The sequence below is a fragment of the Gordonia metallireducens genome, assembly GCF_021245825.1.
Lineage (GTDB): Bacteria > Actinomycetota > Actinomycetes > Mycobacteriales > Mycobacteriaceae > Gordonia > Gordonia namibiensis.
This window is the reverse complement of the sequence record NZ_JAJQJP010000021.1, coordinates 14,963-31,128: the sequence shown is the minus strand read 5'-3', so window position 1 is coordinate 31,128 and position 16,166 is coordinate 14,963. Positions and strand designations below refer to the sequence as shown.

General features: G+C 70.2%; 10 protein-coding genes. 8 read left to right on the top strand and 2 right to left on the bottom strand.

Translation table 11 applies throughout. The annotated features are described in order from the left end of the window. The first annotated feature begins 116 nt into the window (after positions 1 to 116). From LQD00_RS06705 to LQD00_RS06685, 5 genes are read left to right on the top strand one after another with little or no spacing between them, the layout of a single operon-like run. Entirely contained in the window at positions 117 to 1,580 is a 1,464-nt protein-coding gene (locus LQD00_RS06705) for a nitrate/nitrite transporter (protein WP_232716261.1), read from the top strand. A 50-nt stretch (positions 1,581 to 1,630) separates the two neighbouring features. Further along, positions 1,631 to 4,213 carry a nitrite reductase large subunit NirB gene (gene nirB / locus LQD00_RS06700; protein ID WP_232716259.1) on the top strand — a complete coding sequence of 861 codons (2,583 nt, stop codon included), beginning with the start codon at positions 1,631 to 1,633 and terminating at the stop codon, positions 4,211 to 4,213. Next, positions 4,210 to 4,635 carry a nitrite reductase (NAD(P)H) small subunit gene (locus tag LQD00_RS06695; protein ID WP_232716257.1) on the top strand — a complete coding sequence of 142 codons (426 nt, stop codon included), beginning with the start codon at positions 4,210 to 4,212 and terminating at the stop codon, positions 4,633 to 4,635. The genes nirB and LQD00_RS06695 overlap by 4 nt, the downstream gene beginning before the upstream one ends. After that, positions 4,632 to 5,807 (top strand): uroporphyrinogen-III synthase, encoded by a 1,176-nt coding sequence (locus tag LQD00_RS06690; RefSeq protein WP_232716255.1) that lies wholly within the window; start codon positions 4,632 to 4,634, stop codon positions 5,805 to 5,807. The genes LQD00_RS06695 and LQD00_RS06690 overlap by 4 nt, the downstream gene beginning before the upstream one ends. A gap of 20 nt (positions 5,808 to 5,827) precedes the next feature. After that, positions 5,828 to 6,586 carry a sirohydrochlorin chelatase gene (locus tag LQD00_RS06685; RefSeq protein WP_232716254.1) on the top strand — a complete coding sequence of 253 codons (759 nt, stop codon included), beginning with the start codon at positions 5,828 to 5,830 and terminating at the stop codon, positions 6,584 to 6,586. A gap of 383 nt (positions 6,587 to 6,969) precedes the next feature. Here LQD00_RS06685 and LQD00_RS06680 read toward each other — a convergent pair whose 3' ends face one another. Together LQD00_RS06680 and LQD00_RS06675 are read right to left on the bottom strand one after the other, a co-directional pair. After that, positions 6,970 to 7,269: an MGMT family protein gene (locus LQD00_RS06680; protein ID WP_232716253.1), complete on the bottom strand. Its 300-nt coding sequence runs from the start codon at positions 7,267 to 7,269 to the stop codon at positions 6,970 to 6,972. A 7-nt stretch (positions 7,270 to 7,276) separates the two neighbouring features. Beyond that, positions 7,277 to 8,062 carry an alpha/beta fold hydrolase gene (locus tag LQD00_RS06675; RefSeq protein WP_232716252.1) on the bottom strand — a complete coding sequence of 262 codons (786 nt, stop codon included), beginning with the start codon at positions 8,060 to 8,062 and terminating at the stop codon, positions 7,277 to 7,279. Positions 8,063 to 8,161: 99 nt separating this feature from the next. Here LQD00_RS06675 and LQD00_RS06670 point away from each other — a divergent pair, with 99 nt between their 5' ends. From LQD00_RS06670 to LQD00_RS06660, 3 genes are read left to right on the top strand one after another with little or no spacing between them, the layout of a single operon-like run. Continuing rightward, the gene (locus LQD00_RS06670) at positions 8,162 to 11,563 is read left to right on the top strand and encodes an ATP-dependent helicase (RefSeq protein WP_232716251.1); all 3,402 of its coding nucleotides are present in this window, start codon (positions 8,162 to 8,164) and stop codon (positions 11,561 to 11,563) included. Beyond that, entirely contained in the window at positions 11,556 to 14,966 is a 3,411-nt protein-coding gene (locus tag LQD00_RS06665; RefSeq protein ID WP_269784735.1) for an ATP-dependent helicase, read from the top strand. Before LQD00_RS06670 ends, LQD00_RS06665 begins: the two co-directional genes overlap by 8 nt. A 60-nt stretch (positions 14,967 to 15,026) precedes the next feature. After that, positions 15,027 to 16,106, top strand: a complete 1,080-nt coding sequence (locus LQD00_RS06660; RefSeq protein WP_232716250.1) for a potassium channel family protein — start codon at positions 15,027 to 15,029, stop codon at positions 16,104 to 16,106. Positions 16,107 to 16,166 lie beyond the last annotated feature (60 nt).

Sequence of the window (16,166 nt, the reverse complement as noted above, 5' to 3'; positions counted from 1 at the left end):
TGGTCTCAGTCGCACGACATCGGTGTCGGCGTCCGATATGACAGCGCGCTGTCGTGTCGAGAAGACAGCCCGCACTGCTCGTGCAGTGACCACCAAGCATCGGAAGACGGGGACGCATGGCATTCGCAGACCTCAGAGCACAGCTCAAGCGTGACCACACCATCACCGACTGGGACCCCGAGGACCGGGTCGCCTGGGAGAACGGCAACGCCGCGATCGCCAAGCGCAACCTCGTGTGGTCGGTGATCTGCGAACACGTCGGTTTCTCGATCTGGTCGCTGTTCTCCGTGATGGCCCTGTTCATGGGCCCGGAGTACGGCATCAGCATGGATCAGAAGTTCGTCATCGCCGCGACCGCGACCCTCGTCGGCTCGTGCCTGCGCATCCCCTACACCCAGGCCACCGCGAGGTTCGGCGGACGCAACTGGGCGATCTTCTCCGCCATCGTCCTCCTCGTCCCCACCGGCCTGACGATGATGCTGATGATGAACCCGGGCGAGTTCGGGTTCGGCTGGTTCCTCGCGGTCGCGGCCATCACCGGCTTCGGCGGCGGCAACTTCGCCTCCTCGATGACCAACATCAACGCCTTCTACCCGCAGCGACTCAAGGGCTGGGCGCTCGGCCTCAACGCCGGCGGCGGCAACATCGGCGTCCCGGTCGTCCAGGTCATCGGCCTGCTGGTCATCTGGCTCTTCGCCGACCAGCCGGAGATCGTCTGCGCGGTCTACCTCGTGGCACTCGCGGTCGCGGGCATCGGCGCGGCGATCTACATGGACAACCTCGACCACCAGACCGCCAGCGGCAGGGCGATGATCGACTGCCTCAAATACCGCGACACCTGGCTCATCTGCCTGCTCTACATCGGCACCTTCGGCTCGTTCATCGGTTTCGGTTTCGCGTTCAGCCAGGTCCTCAACATCAGCTTCACCTCCGCCGGTGCCTCCAAGCCCGCGCTCGCGGCAGCGCAGATCGCTTGGATCGGACCGCTTCTCGGTTCGCTGGCCCGCCCTTACGGCGGCAAGCTAGCCGACCGTATCGGCGGCGGCAAGGTCACGCTGTACTGCTTCATCGCGATGGCCGCCTCGGCCTCGATCCTCGTGATCGCGGGTATGTCGGCCGACGCCAACGGCAAGGTGATCAGCGGCGGTGTCCTCGCGGCCTTCATCACCGGCTTCATCCTGCTGTTCCTGATCTCCGGCATCGCGAACGGATCGGTGTACAAGATCATCCCGACGATCTGGGAGCACAGGGCGCAGACGCTGTCGGGGCTGAACGCCTTCGGCAAGTCGACCTGGTCGCGCAGCATGTCCGGTGCGCTCATCGGCATCGCCGGTGCGGCAGGCGGTCTCGGCGGTGTCGGCATCAACCTGGTGCTGCGGTCCAGCTACAAGTCCAATCAATCGGCGACGCAAGCCTTCTGGGTGTTCCTCACCTTCTACGTGGTGGCCGCGGTGGTCACCTGGTGGTTCTACGCACGACGCCCGATCGTCGTCGGCGAGACCACCGATCTGCCGGTCGCGGAGGCCGCCGGAACCACCGCAGGTACCGGCGAGCCGGCCACCAGGGAAGCACTGGCCTGAGTTCGCCCGCGGCGCAACTCGACCATCAGGCAAGGCACAGGGAGTAGACAATGAGCAGCGAGACCAACACCGGCCGCAACACCGTCGTCGTGGTGGGTCACGGCATGGTCGGCCACCGCTTCGTGCAGGAGATGCGCAAGCGTGACACCGAGAACCGGTGGCGCGTCGAGATCGTCTCCGAGGAGCGCGATCCGGCCTATGACCGCGTGGGTCTGTCCTCCTACGTCGGTGCGTGGCAGCGTGATTCGCTCGCGCTGGACGGCAACACCTACGACGGCGACGATCTCGTCGTCACGCATCTGGGAGAGGCCGTCACGGGCATCGACCGCGTGCATCGACGCGTGGTGACCTCCGGTGGCCGTGAGATCGCCTATGACGCACTCGTTCTCGCGACGGGTTCGTACGCCTTCGTGCCGCCGGTGCCGGGTCACGACAACTCGAAGTGCTTCGTCTACCGCACGCTCGACGACCTCGACGACATCCGGGCTGCCGCCGACGCGGCCGGCCCGGGGGCGACGGGCGTCGTGGTCGGAGGTGGTCTGCTCGGGCTCGAGGCGGCCAACGCGCTCAAGCTGATGGGCCTGAAGCCGCACGTGGTCGAATTCGCACCGCGGTTGATGCCGATGCAGGTCGACGCCGGCGGCGGCGCGATCCTGAAGAACCTCGTCACCGACCTCGGCCTCGAGGTCCACACCGGCGTCGGCACCTCGGAGATCGCCGACGCGGAGAACGGCGGCCTGCGTGTCACGCTCTCCGACGAGTCGCTGATCGACGCCTCGCTGGTCGTCTTCTCCGCGGGCGTCCGGCCCCGAGACCAGCTCGCCCGCGACGCGGGCCTCGCGGTCGCCGAGCGCGGCGGTGTCCTCGTCGACACGAACTGCGTCACCGACGACGAGCACATCTTCGCCATCGGTGAGGTCGCCGCGGTGGAGGGCCGCTGCTACGGACTCGTCGCCCCCGGCTACTCGACCGCCGAGGTCGTCGCCGACCGTCTCCTCGGCGGCTCGTCGACCTTCCCCGGCGCTGACATGTCGACCAAGCTGAAACTGCTCGGCGTCGACGTCGCCAGCTTCGGCGATGCGTTCGCGACCACCGAGAACGCCCTCGAGATCACCTACCACGACGCGGTCGCGGGCAAGTACGCCAAGATCGTCGTCAGCGACGACGCGAAGACCCTGCTCGGCGGGATCCTGGTCGGCGACGCGTCGGCGTACGCCCTGCTCAAGCCGATGGTCGGTCGCGAGATCCCCGGCGACCCCGCGGCCCTGATCGCCCCGGAGGGCGGCACCGGCGTCGGCATGGACGCGCTGCCCGACGATGCCGAGATCTGCTCCTGCAACGGGGTGTCGAAGGGCTCGATCTGCTCGGCCATCGCCGACGGCGCCTGCGACATCGCCGCGATCAAGGGTTGCACCTCGGCCGGCACCACCTGCGGCGGTTGTGTGCCCAGCATCAAGCAGCTGCTCTCCGCGTCGGGCGTCGAACTCAGCAAGTCGCTGTGTGATCACTTCGCCCAGTCACGCGCCGAACTGTACGAGATCGTCGCTGTCACCGGCATAAGGACCTTCTCCGATCTCATCGACCGTTACGGCACCGGCCAGGGCTGCGAGATCTGCAAGCCGACCGTCGCCTCGATCCTCGCCTCGACGTCGAGCGATCACATCCTCGACGGCGAGCAGGCCGGACTGCAGGACACCAACGACCACTTCCTCGCGAACATGCAGAAGAACGGGTCGTACTCGGTGGTGCCCCGCATGCCGGGCGGTGAGGTCACCCCCGAGCAGCTCATCGTGATCGGCGAGATCGCCCGTGACTACGGGCTGTACACCAAGGTCACCGGTGGCCAGCGCATCGACCTGTTCGGTGCCCGCGTCGACCAGCTGCCCGAGATCTGGCGACGCCTCGTCGACGCCGGGATGGAGTCCGGGCACGCCTACGGCAAGAGCCTGCGCACGGTGAAGAGCTGCGTCGGTTCCACCTGGTGCCGCTACGGCGTTCAGGACTCGGTCGGCATGGCGGTCTTCCTCGAGAAGCGGTACCGGGGCCTGCGGTCGCCGCACAAGATCAAGTTCGGCGTCTCCGGGTGTGCCCGCGAATGCGCGGAGGCCCGCGGCAAGGACGTCGGCGTGATCGCCACCGAGAACGGCTGGAACCTCTACGTCGGCGGCAACGGCGGTCAGAGCCCCAAACATGCGCAGCTGCTGGCCAGCGGAGTGGATGACGACACCCTGGTCGCCTACATTGATCGGTACCTCATGTTCTACATCCGTACCGCCGACCGGCTGCAGCGCACCGCGCCGTGGCTGGAGTCCCTCGAAGGCGGTCTCGACCACCTCAAGGCGGTCGTCTGCGACGACAGCCTGGGACTCGCCGCCGAACTCGAGGACGCGATGGCCCGGCACGTCGCCGGATACCGGGACGAATGGGCGGCGGTGCTCGACGACGAGGACAAGTTGAAGCGGTTCGTGTCGTTCGTGAACGCACCCGACGTGGTCGACCCGACCATCCGGTTCGCCGAGTACGAACGTAAGGTGCCGGTGCTGCTCGACATGCCGCAGGTGCGTCCGGGAGCGGAGGAGAACACCGGGTCGGTTGTGACCGCAGCGCCGGTGAAGGAAGGAGTGCCGACATGACCATCGCACCAGACGAGACCGGGCAGCGGTCGGGAGCCGACGCGTCGGGGCCGGTCGAGGGAGCCTGGGTGAGGGCGTGCCCGATCGACGACCTGATCATCGGACGCGGAGTAGCGGTGCTCGGACCACGCGGTGAGCAGGCGGCGCTGTTCCGTCTGCCGGCCGCGGAGACCGATCGGGAGGCGGCTCCCGGCCGCTCGCGCCTGTACGCCATCGGCAACATCGACCCGTTCGGTCGCGCCGCGGTGCTCTCGCGCGGACTCACCGGTGACCGTGCCGGCGAGCCGACGGTGGCCTCGCCGCTGGGCAAGCAGGTCTTCGCGCTGCGGACCGGTGTGTGCCTGGACGACGAATCGGTCTCCGTGCCGAGCTACGGCGTACGCGTCGTCGAGCGGATCGTCGAGGTGTTCTTTCCCGCGTGAACACCATCAATCTTCCCGGTGATGCGGCCGAGTCCGACCCGTTGCCACTCACCGGATTCACCATCGGCATCACCGCGGCGCGTCGTGCCGAGGAGTTCGCCGTACTGCTGGAACGACGCGGTGCCCGGGTCGTCCAGGCTCCGACGATCCGCATCCTGCCGCTCGTCGACGACACCGAACTCGAGCGGGTGACCGAGGAGATCATCGCCTCGCCGCCGCAGATCATGGTGGCGACCACCGGCATCGGATTCCGCGGCTGGATCGAGGCGGCCGACGGTTGGGGCAACGCCGAGGACGTGCTGCGTTCGCTGTCGCAGAGCAGGCTGATCGCGCGCGGCCCCAAGGCGAAGGGCGCGATCCGCGCCGCGGGCCTGCGGGAGGAGTGGTCGCCGGAGAGCGAGTCCTCCTCGGAGGTGCTCGATCACTTGCTCGCCGAGGGCGTCGAGGGTGTGCGGATCGCCGTACAGCTCCACGGTGCGACGAGCGAGTGGGAACCGTTGCCGGACTTCTGCACCGTCCTGCGGGCCGCGGGCGCCGAGGTCGTGCCGATCCCGGTCTACCGGTGGAACATGCACCCAGACGTGGCGCGCATCGACAAGATGATCGCGCAGGTTCTGCGCGGCGACCTCGACGCGATCACCTTCACCAGCGCACCGGCCGCGGCGTCGATCCTCACCCGCGCCAAGGAACTCGGCAAACTGCAGCAGTTCGTGCACGCACTGCGCACCGCGGTCCCGGTGATGTGCGTGGGATCGGTGACCGCCAGTCCGCTGGAGGCGCTGCAGATCCCGACGACGTATCCGCGCCGGTTCCGGCTCGGAGCGCTCGCGCGCCTGATCACCGACGAACTACCGCGCCGCACCCACGTGCTGCGGGTCGCCGGACACGACACCGCGATCCGCGGCCAGGCCGTCGTCGTCGACGGCGAGCTGAAGGACCTGTCGGCGACGGGTCTGCTGCTGCTGAAGCTGCTCGCACGCAACCCCGGTCGGGTGGTGTCGCGGCAGGAGATGCTCGCGGTGCTGCCCGGCGACAGCTCCGACACCCACGCCGTCGAGGTCGCGGTCGCGCGACTCCGGGCGGCACTGGGGGATTCGAAAATGGTCCAGACCGTCGTCAAACGCGGTTACCGCCTGGCCGTCGACCTCGAGTACGACGCCGAAGACGAATGACCACGTCCAGGGGAGGACACATGCGAGACAACGCCCTGCAAGATGGCACTGTTCGACTCCCGCACGGCGACCGCCTGCGCGACGTCAGTCCGGTGCTGGTCGCTCACGGCACCCGTAACCCGCACGGCGTCAACGTGATCGCCGAGATCGCCGAGGCCGTCAGCGCGCGGATCGGACTCACCCGCACCGCTTTCGTCGACGTGCTCGGGCCGACACCCAGCGAGGTCATCGCCGACCTCGACAAGCCCGCGGTCCTGGTGCCGGCCTTCCTCGCATCGGGGTACCACGTCCGCAAGGACATCCCCGAACACGTCGCGCTGGCCGGCCGCTCCGACACGGTCGTGACCCGTGCACTCGGCCCTGACCCGGCGATCGCGGCGGTCGCCCGCCTGCGGCTCGCCGAGGCCGGCTGGGAGCCGGGCGACGCGGTGGTCCTGGCCGCCGCCGGGTCGTCGGACTCCAGTGCCTGCGGCCAGGTGTATCTGGCTGCGCGGCAGCTGGATTCCCTGATCGGCGGTCGCGTGGAGGTCGGGTTCATCACCACCGCGCAACCGTCGGTGCCGGAGGCGATCGAGAAGGCGCGCCGCACCGGACGCCGCGTCGTGGTCGCGAGCTACCTGCTCGCACCGGGACTCTTCCACCAGCGTCTGGAGACCTACGGCGCCGACGCGGTCGCCGCACCGCTCGGTCCGGACCCGCGCATCGTCGACCTCATCGTCACCCGCATGCGGGCCGCGATCAGCCCGTACCGACGCACCCCGGTGCCGCGTCTCGTGTGAGCTGCGTCGGCTGGCTTCGATACGGCTCGTCGCAAGCTCCTCGCCTACTCAACCAGCGGGGGTGGCTCGTTCTGTTGGCCGGGTGGCGACGGCCGGGCCGGCGGGTGGTTCGTTCTGCTGGCCGGGTGGTGACGGCCGGGCCGGCGGGTGGTTCGTTCTGCTGGCCGAGTGGTGACGGCCGGGCCCGCGGGGGTGGCTCCTTCTGTTGGCCGAGTAGCGACGGCCGGGCCCGCGGGTGGTTCGTTCTGTTGGCCGAGTAGCGACGACCGGGCCGGCGGGTGGTTCGTTCTGTTGGCCGGGTGGTGACGGCCGGGCCGGCGGGTGGTTCGTTCTGCTGGCCGAGTAGCGACGACCGAGCGAAGCGAGGACGCCGCGTATCGAGGTCACGCGATCGCCCACCGGCACTCGCGCAACCGGATCCGTCCGTCGGCGATCGGGACCCCCTCCGCCGCAAGCCGTTCGAGCTGACGATTCGCGAGATGCGGTGCGGGACGGCCGCTCGCGGGGACGACCCGATGCCACGGCAGGTCGGCGGTGTCGGTGCGCATGATCCAGCCGACGATCCGGGCGCTGGACAGTCCGGCCGCGCCGGCCAGGTCGCCATAGGTGCTCACCTGGCCGACCGGGATCGCCGCGACCAGGGCGCGGACGGTTTCGACCTGCTCCTCGGTGATCGCAGCCATCGGGGCCCTAGAGCAACGAGCGGATCAGCGACGCGGACAGTTCGGGTTCGAGGAACGGCACCATGTGCGCACAGTCGACGTGGTGCACGGTCACGTCGTTCCCACGTTCGCTCGCGCAGGCCTCCAGGAACGCCGGCCGCACGAAAGGCGGCTGCACCTGATCGGCGACGACGACGTGCGTGGGCACGCCCGGCGGCGGAAGCACTGCGGGCCTGGCCATCTCGCTCCACGATGCGGCGGCCGCAGGTGCACTGACCCGCCAGCCGACCCGGCCGTGCGGGCGGGGGATGAGGTGCTCGGTGAGCTCGGCCTCGAGGATGTCGTCGGGAACGTCCGCCCAGCCCTCGGCGCGTTTGGCCGAGCGCGCGGCGTCGGCGCTCGCGTAGTCCCAGTTGTCGAGACTGTCGGTGGCGACCTGGAGCGCGAACTCGGGGTCGAGGCCCTGCGCGGGGTCGAGGAGGACGAGTCCTTTGACGGCGTCGGGCCGGCGATTCGCCAGGTGTAGTGCGAGTGCACCGCCGTACGAGTGACCCACGAGGACGATCGGCCGCCCGGCCGGGACGTGGTCATCGAGCACGGCCGACAGTGCACGCACATGGTGCTCGATGCTCCACGGCGGGCGCCAGGGGGAACGGCCGTGGCCGATGAGATCCGGTGCGACGATGCGGACACCGCTCAGGTGCTGTGCGAGGGGCTCCCAGCGACGACCGTGGCCGGTGAGACCGTGGACCGCGAGAACGGTGTCGCTCTCCGCCGAGTCGCCGCCGAAGACATACGTGTTGAGAGCTGTCACCCGTCCATCCTGCCGCATGCGCGGGTCGCGAGCCCGACCCACCCGCACCGACACCGCGGGGCGCAGGACTCGTCGGTGGCACATGATTCGATGGAGCCCATGAGTCGAAAACCGGGCACCCAGGCGTCACGCAGCGCCCTGCGCGCACGGCTCGTCGCGGCGCCCGAGGCCGCGGACCGTCCCCGGGAGTGGCCGCCGGCGATCGCGCAGGTCATCGACCCGGCGGCGAGCATCCCGGCCGGCGAGGAGGAGCAGGCCTGGCGTCCGGTGCGGGTCCACGGCGGACCGGGCAGCGGCAAGACCTCGCTGATCGTCGACGCCGCGGTCGCGCGCCTGCTCGACCCCGCGACCGATCCGGAATCGGTCCTCGTCCTGGCGTCGAGCCGCCGGGCGGCGGTCGCGTTGCGCGAGGAGATCACCCGGCGCGTGCTCTCGGCCAACGCGGCCGGGAGGCGTGTGCTCGGCGGCGCACTCCGCGAGCCCCTCGTCCGGACCGTGCACTCCTACGCCTTCGCGATCCTGCGCCTGCAGGCGAGTGCACACGGCAACCCGCCCCCGCGGCTGATCACCGGATCGGAGCAGGACGTCGTGCTGCGCGAGCTGCTCGCCGGCGACATCGAGGACGGCGCGGAGTACTGGCCGGCACATCTGCGGCCGGCGCTGGGTACCGACGGCTTCGCGCAGGCACTGCGCGACCTGATGATGCGGGCCGCCGAACGCGGCGTCGGACCGGAAGAACTCGCGGCCCTCGGGCGCGAACACAAACGCCCCGAGTGGACGGCCGCGGCCCGTGCGTACGCCCAGTACGAGCAGAACATGCTGCTGCGCGGCGCGGTCGGACTCGAGACGCCCGGTGCGTCGGCACCGGCCGTCGACGCCGCCGAGCTGATCGGTTCGGCGTTGTCGGCCTTCGCGACCGATCCCGACCTGCTCAGCGGCGAACGCCGCCGCATCCGCCACCTGCTCGTCGACGACGCGCAACATCTGGATCCGCAGGCCGCACAGCTGATCCGGCTGGTCGGTACCGGCACCACCTCGACGATCATCGCGGCCGACACCGATCAGTCGGTGTTCGGATTCCGCGGGGCCAGTCCACGATTCGCCGACGGGCTCGCCGAGCCGGGGTCCGAGCGCGACATCGTGCTCGAACACGACTTCCGCTCCCACCCCGACCTCGCCCGCCTGGGCCGCGCGATCGCGGCGCGGCTCCCCGGGGCGCGCCCACACGCGTATCCGCAACCGGTGCAGGCCGAGTCCGACGCGGCCGTGCCACGCGACGTGGCGGCCGTGCGCGTGTACGGCTCGGCGGCCAAGGAGGCCACCGCGATCGCCGATCTGCTGCGTCGAGCGCACCTGTTCGACGGCGTGCCGTGGTCGCAGATGGCCGTGATCGTGCGGTCGGTGTCCCTCGCCCTGCCCCCGCTGCGCCGTGCGTTCCGCTCGGCAGGAGTCCCGGTGACGACCCCCGCCAGCGACCTGCCACTGCACCGTCAGCGTGCGGTGATCGCACTGATGCTGGTGCTGCGTGTGGTCGCCGCCCGCCGCGAGGACCCGACGACGCGGAGCGAGGCGATCCCGGAGTCCGAACTGTTCACCACCGAGGACACGCTCACGCTGCTGTCGGGGCCGGTCGGTGCGGCCGATCCCGGTGCGATGCGACGCCTGCGTCGCGGCATCCGGCGCCTAGACGAGAAGAACGACCCGACGGCACAACCGGATTCGCTGACCTCCTTGACCCGCGCCCTCCTCGACCCCGAGCTCGGCGCACGGTACCGCCGGGCCCTCACCGAGACCGAGGCGGCGCCGCTGGCCCGCGTTCTCGACGTCGTCGCCGCCGGCCAGCGGGCACACGATGCCGGACGCGGCGTCGAGGAGACGCTGTGGGCGGCTTGGCAGGCCACCGGTCTGGAACGGCGCTGGGCGGCGTCGGCGGTGCGGGGCGGACCGGCCGGGGAGCAGGCCGACCGTGACCTCGACGCGGTGATGGCGATGTTCGAGGCGGCGGCCAACTTCGCCGACACCCTGCCCGCCGCCGGGCCGGCCGGGTTCGTCCACTACCTCTCCCAGCTGCAGATCCCGCGCGACAGCCGAACCGCCACGGCAGCAACCGAATCGGTGACCGTCCTGTCGGCGCATGCCGCGGTGGGACGCGAGTGGGAGGTCGTCGCGGTGGCCGGGGTCCAGGACGGCCTGTGGCCGTCGTTGCGCAGCCGGGGTGGTGTGCTGTCCACCGGTGCGCTCGTCGACATTCTCGACGGCATGGACGCCGGCGCGGTCGACACCGTCGCGCGCGGCGCCACCGCACTGGCCGACGAACGGCGACTGTTCCTGGTCGCCTGCACGCGTGCACGCAGCAGGCTGCTCGTGACCGCGGTCGAGGACGGCAGCGGCGACGCCTCGCCGTCGCGCTTCCTCACCGAACTCGCCGATCTCGTCGACGATCCCGACGACGAGGCGCCCCGGGCCGAACTGCAACTCGATCCGGGTGTGGACCGCGTCCTGTCGCTCCCGTCGCTGGTCGCGACCCTGCGTTCGGTGGTCATGGCCGGTGCCCACGAACCCGATGAGCGGACCCGGGCCGCGGCGCGGTTACTCGCCGAACTCGCCGACTCCGACATCCCCGGCGCCCACCCGCGCGACTGGTTCGGACTCGCCCAACCCAGCACCGATGCGCCGCTGTGGACACCGGACAACGGGCCTGTCGTGCTGTCGCCGTCGAATGTCGAGGCGCTGAACCGGTGTTCGCTGCGCTGGGTGCTCGAACGCAACGGCGGCCGCGACGGCGACGGGACGCCCGCGCTCACCGGTAGCCTCGTGCACACACTCGTCCAGGCCGTTGCCGGACAGCTGGATCCGGCCGAGGTGACCGCGGCGCTGCGCGGGATCTGGGACCGGGTCGACACCGGCGCGGGTTGGTACTCGGCCCGCGAACTCGAACGTGCCGAGAGCATGCTCGGCCACTTCCGCGACTGGCTGCGGATCTCGCGTGCCGACCTCGAGGAGGTCGGTGTCGAATTGCCGGTCGACGCAACCGTTCCCGGCGGTCCCACCGGCGATCCCGACGAAGAGGATGCGCCCGACGTGCGGCTGCGCGGCCGCGTCGATCGCCTCGAGACCGATGCGGCCGGCCGGCCGGTGGTCGTCGACGTCAAGACGTCGAAGAACGCGATCACCAAGGCCGAGGCCGACGAGCACGCCCAGATGGCGGCCTACCAGGTCGCGTTGGCGCATGGGGGAGTGCCACAGTTCGGTGATGTCCCGCCGGGTGGTGCGCGCCTGGTCTACGTGTCCACCGCGAACCGCAATTCCGGTGCGGCCGAACGCGTCCAGTCGCCGTTGACGCCCGAGATGCTCGACGAGTGGATCGGCGTGGTGCGCCGGGCCGCCCGCGCGAGCATCGGCCCGACCTTCACCGCGACACCCAACCCGGGCTGCGTGCACTGCAACCTCACCACCAGCTGCCCCGCGAAGATCCCCGGAAAGGCGGTGACCGATGACTAGCGGAACCCAGACCGGTGGACTCACGCCCGGCCGGACGATGATCGGCGCGAAGTCGCTGGCCGGGGCGCTCGGCCTTCCCGACCCGACCCCCGAACAGGTGGCGGTGATCGAGGCGCCGGTCGAGCCGATGCTCGTCGTCGCCGGAGCCGGTGCGGGCAAGACCGAGACGATGGCCTCGCGGGTGGTGTGGCTCGTCGCCAACCAGATCGTGGCACCCGACGAGATCCTCGGACTCACCTTCACTCGCAAGGCCGCCAGCGAGCTCGGCGCACGTATCCGGCGTCGCCTGTCCATGCTGTCGGGCGCGCCCGCCCTGCGCACCTGGGACCCGGACGGGACGCTCGCCGCAAGGCTGCGCGGCGCCGACCCGGAGGTCAGCACCTATCACGCCTACGCCGGCCGCTTGATCGCCGACTACGGTCTGTTGCTGCCCGTCGAACCGTCGTCGACGCTGCTCACCGAGACCGAACTGTGGCAGCTCGCCTTCTCGCTCGTGTCGTCGTGGCCGGGGGAGCTGAACACCAAGAAGGTTCCGGCCAGCGTCACCGAGTCGGTCCTCAAGCTGTACGGCGAGATGTCCGAACACCTCGTCGACATCGACGATCTCGCCAAGGCGGGTTCGCGACTCTACGAGCTCATCGACACCCTGCCGAAGGGTCCGAAGCAGCGCGACAAGCCCACGCAGGCGCTGCTGAAGGTCAAGGAGGTCATCGACGAGCGGCGCGAACTGATCCCGATGGTGATCGCGCTCGGCGAGACGATGCGGGCGCAGTCCTCGCTCGACTTCGGCAGCCAGATGTCGCTCGCCGCGAAGCTCGTCGTGTCCAACCCGGAGGTCGTGGCCGCCGAGCGCACGGCGTTCCGCGCGGTCCTCCTCGACGAGTACCAGGACACCGGCCATTCGCAGCGCGTGCTGCTGTCGACCCTGTTCGGCGGCCACGACCCGTCGCGGGAGTCGGTCGCCGTCACCGCGGTCGGTGACCCGATCCAGTCCATCTACGGCTGGCGCGGTGCGTCGGCGGCCAACCTCCCGCGGTTCGCCCGCGACTTCCCACGACCCGACGGCACGCCCGCCGAACGTCGCGAACTCCTCACCAGCTGGCGCAACGCAGCTCAGGGCCTCCGCCTGGCCAACCAGATCTCGGAGGAACTGCGGCGCCGCGGGATCCCGGTCTCCATTCTGCGGCCCCGCCCCGACGCCCCGCACGGCACCGCGGCCATCGCCCTCACCGAGACCGTTCTCGACGAACGGAACTGGATCGCCGACGAGGTCGAGCGGCGCTATCGCGCGGCCGAGACCGCCGGCGAGGCTCCGCCCACCACGGCGATCCTGGTGCGGCGCAACGAGGATTCCGCCCCGCTGGCCGCCGAGCTGGAGAGCCGCGGCATCCCCACCGAGGTCGTCGGCATCGGCGGACTGTTGCACGTCCCGGAGATCGAGGACATCGTCGCGACCCTGCGCGTGATGGCCGATCCGATGGCCGGCACCGCCGTCATGCGACTCCTCACCGGTGCCCGCTGGCGCCTCGGCGCCAAAGACCTTGCCGCGCTGTGGCGTCGGGCCACCACGCTGGCCGCCGAGAGCTACGCCGAGGCGGGTGGCGTCGTCACCAGCCGCGAGGAACTCGACGCCGCGCTCGACGCCGTACTGCCCACCGAGATCGTCGATCGCGCCGGGATCGCCGACGCCGTGGTCGATCCGGGTGACCCCGGCGACTACAGCCCGGAGGGATACGCCCGCATCCGGGCGTTCGGTGCGCAGCTCGAATCCCTCCGCCGCCGCATCGGACAACCACTGCCCGAACTCGTCGCCGATGTGGAGAACACCATCGGCGTGGGCGTCGAGGCGCAGATCCGGGCCCGGCGCATGCGCGGCGCGATCACCGGCCGCGAACACCTCGACGCCTTCGCCGACTACGTCAGCCACTACGCCGACCGTCCCGGCGCGAACCTTCCCGGGCTGCTGGCATTCCTCGACGCCGCCGAGTCCATCGAGAAAGGCCTGGAGCCCGGCAAGATCGAGGTCGCCGAGCAGCGCGTGCAGATCCTCACCGTGCACGCGGCCAAGGGGCTCGAGTGGGACGTCGTGGCGATCCCGCACCTGGCCAAGGGAATCTTCCCGAGCGCCAAGGCCGACACCACGTGGCTCGGCAGCGCGCGCGAACTCCCCGCCGACCTGCGCGGCGACCTCGCGATCCCGGCCGAGTCGGCGGACGGCACGCCCGAGGGCTTCCCGCTGCTGAAGATCGACACCGTCGGCGACCGCAAGCAACTCGAGGACGCCCTGTCCGACCACAAGGCGGCGATCAGCGAACGACGCCTCGAGGAGGATCGGCGCCTGCTCTACGTCGCCCTTACCCGTGCACGGCACGACCTGTTGATCTCCGCCCACCACTGGTCGGAGACCGGTGACAAGCCGCGCGGCGGTTCGGATTTCTTCGACGAGCTGATGGTCGCCATCGACGAGGCGATCACCGATCCCGCCGTCGACTCGACCGGCCTGTCGATCGCGGTCCGCACCCCGCCGCCCGCCGAGGACGCGACCAACCCGCTGGCCGAACGCGTTGTGGCACAGCCGTGGCCGCGTGATCCGCTCGCCGGTCGCCGCGACGCCGTGCAGGCCGCCGCCGACCTCGTGCTCGACGCCATCACGGCCCGCGAAGCGCCTGCGCTGTTCGAGGCGCCCGACGCCTCGGACGATCCGGAGACGTTGCCGATGCCGCCCGACCCGGAGGACGAGGTTGCGGCGTGGGAGGCAGAGGTCTCGGCGCTGCTGGCCGAGCACCATCAGTCCAACCAGGCCCTCGTCGAGGTGACACTGCCGACCCACCTCTCGGTCAGCCAGCTCGTCGAACTCGACGCCGACGAGGCCGAGTTCGCCCGCCGGCTCCGACGCCCCACACCCTTCCGTCCCAACCCGATGGCCCGGCGCGGCACCGCATTCCACGCCTGGGTGGAACGCTGGTTCGGCGCCACGCGGCTGCTCGACATCGACGAACTGCCCGGTGCCGCGGACGCCACGGCGAGCCCCGACGCCGACCTCGACGCGTTGCGCGAGGCATTCCTCGCGTCCCGCTGGGCCAATCGCAGCCCCACCGAGGTGGAGGTGCCGTTCGAGACCGTGATCGGCGGCATCGTCGTGCGCGGCCGAATCGACGCGGTCTTCGCCGAGAAGGACGGCTCGTGGACGGTCGTGGACTGGAAGACCGGCGTCGTCCCCGAACCGGCGAAACGGGAGTCGCTGTTCATCCAGCTGGCCGCCTACCGGATCGCCTGGGCGCAGCTCGCCGGTGTCCCGGTGGAGAAGGTGCATGCGGCCTTCCACTACGTGCGTGACGGACACACCCTCGAGGCCGACGACCTGCCCGACGAGGCGACCCTGGCCGCCAAGCTGGCCAAATGAGCCCTCGTGCCGCCGGGTGGGTTACATTTCAGCGTGTGAGCGAACTCCAGGAGCGCAAACGTGGCAGTGCGTAACCGCTTCCGCGGCCGCTTCGGATCCGACGCCGAACTGGCCAACCGGCCCGACCATGCTCTGGTCGGCGTCGTCCGCATCCCCGAACTGCAGCAGAGTCCCAGCCGTGCGATCGGACGCCGCGTGTTCTGGGCGTGTCTCGCGCTGTTCTTCACCTCGGTGGTCGTCTGGCTCGACCGCGACGGTTACCGCGATCTGCAGGGCAGCGAGCTGTCCTACCTGGATTCGCTGTACTACTCGGCGGTGACGTTGTCCACCACGGGATACGGCGACATCACGCCGGTCAGTCCCTTCGCTCGATTCATCAACCTCGTGCTCATCACGCCGCTGCGCGTGCTGTTCCTGATCGTGCTGATCGGCACCACCCTCGAGGTGCTCACCGAACGGTCCCGACAGGCGCTCAAGATCCAGCGTTGGAGGAATACCGTGCGCAATCACACCGTCGTCATCGGCTACGGCACCAAGGGCCGCACCGCGATCGACGCCATGCGCGGCGACGGCATCAAGCCGTCGGAGATCGTGGTCGTCGACTCCGACCCGACCGTCCTGGAGTCGGCGGCCTCCAACGGTCTGGTCACCGTCCGCGGCGACGCCACCAAATCCGACGTGCTGCGTCTGGCCGGAGTCGCCCACGCCTCGAGCATCGTCGTGGCCACCAGCCGCGACGACACCGCCGTCCTGGCGACGCTCACCGCACGTGAGATCAACCCCCGGGCCAAGATCGTGGCGTCGATCCGCGAGTCGGAGAACACCCACCTGATGCGACAGTCGGGCGCGAACTCCGTGGTGGTGTCCTCGGAGACGGCCGGCCGCCTGCTCGGCATCGCGACGATGACCCCGTCGGTGGTCGAGGTGATCGAGGACCTCCTCACCCCCGACGCGGGTTACGCCATCGCCGAACGCGAGGTCGACCCGACCGAGACCGGCGGCTCTCCCGCGCACACCCGTGACATCGTTCTCGGTGTCGTCCGCAACGGGGTGCTGCATCGCGTCGACGACAGCGAGGTCGAGCAGATCGAGGTCGGCGACCGCCTGCTGTACGTCCGCAAAAGCCCCGGCGACGACTAGACCCCGTCGACGAGAAACACGGTCGACGAGAACTCCTGTCGACGAGAAGCCCTGTCGACC

Bases quoted from the DNA above. Each gene is read 5' to 3' on its own strand.
- LQD00_RS06680 (WP_232716253.1), bottom strand. From the start codon at position 7,269: ATGGCTGCGATCACCGAGGAGCAGGTCGAAACCGTCCGCGCCCTGGTC.
- LQD00_RS06665 (WP_269784735.1), top strand. From the start codon at position 11,556: ATGACTAGCGGAACCCAGACCGGTGGACTCACGCCCGGCCGGACGATG.
- nirB (WP_232716259.1), top strand. From the start codon at position 1,631: ATGAGCAGCGAGACCAACACCGGCCGCAACACCGTCGTCGTGGTGGGT.
- LQD00_RS06695 (WP_232716257.1), top strand. From the start codon at position 4,210: ATGACCATCGCACCAGACGAGACCGGGCAGCGGTCGGGAGCCGACGCG.
- LQD00_RS06670 (WP_232716251.1), top strand. From the start codon at position 8,162: ATGAGTCGAAAACCGGGCACCCAGGCGTCACGCAGCGCCCTGCGCGCA.
- LQD00_RS06685 (WP_232716254.1), top strand. From the start codon at position 5,828: ATGCGAGACAACGCCCTGCAAGATGGCACTGTTCGACTCCCGCACGGC.
- LQD00_RS06705 (WP_232716261.1), top strand. From the start codon at position 117: ATGGCATTCGCAGACCTCAGAGCACAGCTCAAGCGTGACCACACCATC.